The sequence below is a fragment of the Azonexus sp. genome (genome assembly GCF_036170495.1).
In the GTDB taxonomy this organism is placed as follows: domain Bacteria; phylum Pseudomonadota; class Gammaproteobacteria; order Burkholderiales; family Rhodocyclaceae; genus Azonexus.
The window spans coordinates 1-1080 of sequence record NZ_JAVHPH010000120.1 but is presented as its reverse complement, the minus strand read 5'-3'; the positions used below and the strand labels follow the sequence as shown (position 1 = coordinate 1080).

Here is a 1080-nt window from a genome sequence, read left to right as displayed (position 1 = left end):
ACATGGCGGGCCTTGTATTCGGTGGCGCCGAGGTTGGTCTTGATCAGTTCGTACTCGGCCTTGAGCTGGGCTTCGCTGATCGGGTGAGCCTTGACGTAGTCGGTGAGATAGGCGCGAATGAGGACGGCCTGCTTGGCGAGTTCGATCTGGCCCTGAATATTGGCGCTCTTGTCGAGGCCCTTTTTCTTGGCTTCCTGAGCGAGGATTTCGCGGCGGACGAGCTCTTCCTTGACAGCGTTCTTCAGCTCCGGCGAATCCGGGGCGCCCTGGGCCTTCTGTTCGGCAACGAAAGCGTCGTAGACGCCCTGGGAAATCGGCTGGCCGTTGACGGTGGCAAAGGCTTTGCCCTTCTCGGCAGCAAAAGCCGGGGCAGAAACGATGGCGCCAGCGATCAGCAGGGCGGCCAGACGGGAGAGCTTGAGCATGGATCTATCCTTGGGTGGAGTGAATATCGAAAAATTATACGTTGCCGGGGGTTTCGGCGCGAATGCTAAGCGCATGAATCCTGCCGCGCATCAAATCACCTGCCGCATCATAAATCATGCGATGACGGGCGATGGTACTTTTGCCGGCGAATGCCTGTGCAACAATTTGTAACTGGTAGTGGCCGCCGTCGCGCGCCCCGGCATGGCCGGCATGGCGATGGGAGTCGTCCTCGATGGCGATCGATTCCGGTTGCAGCACGGCCAGCCGCTGGCGCAGTAGTGCCATGGTTTCGGCACTCACGCCGGCAAGACCTTCTTGAAAGGCTTGATGACGATCTTTGCGTAGACGCCGGCGGCGATGTAGGGGTCGGCATCAGCCCAGGCGCGGGCGGTCTCCAACGAGGCGAATTCGGCGACGATGAGGCTGCCCGAGAAACCGGCCGGGCCGGGGTCAGGCGAGTCGATGGCCGGGCAGGGACCGGCCAGGATCAGGCGGCCTTCGGCTTGCAGGGCCTGCAGGCGCTGGACGTGGGCGGGGCGGGCGGCCAGACGCTGGTCGAGTGTGCCGGCCAGGTCTTCGGCGATGATGGCGTAGAGCATTATTTATCTTCCTCAACGTATTTTGAGAGCAGCATGCCCTGGCCGAGCACGAAGA

General features: G+C 61.9%; 3 protein-coding genes. All 3 read right to left on the bottom strand.

The annotated features are described in order from the left end of the window. Positions 1-425, bottom strand: a 425-nt coding sequence (locus ADADOO_RS03825) for a SurA N-terminal domain-containing protein (protein WP_511275163.1), incomplete at its 3' end; no start/stop codon positions are given. Positions 426-459: 34 nt separating this feature from the next. Then, positions 460-726: a BolA family protein gene (locus ADADOO_RS03820; RefSeq protein WP_511275161.1), complete on the bottom strand. Its 267-nt coding sequence runs from the start codon at positions 724-726 to the stop codon at positions 460-462. Beyond that, the gene (locus tag ADADOO_RS03815) at positions 723-1025 is read right to left on the bottom strand and encodes a YciI family protein (protein WP_511275159.1); all 303 of its coding nucleotides are present in this window, start codon (positions 1023-1025) and stop codon (positions 723-725) included. The genes ADADOO_RS03820 and ADADOO_RS03815 overlap by 4 nt, the downstream gene beginning before the upstream one ends. Between the last annotated feature and the right edge of the window lie 55 nt (positions 1026-1080).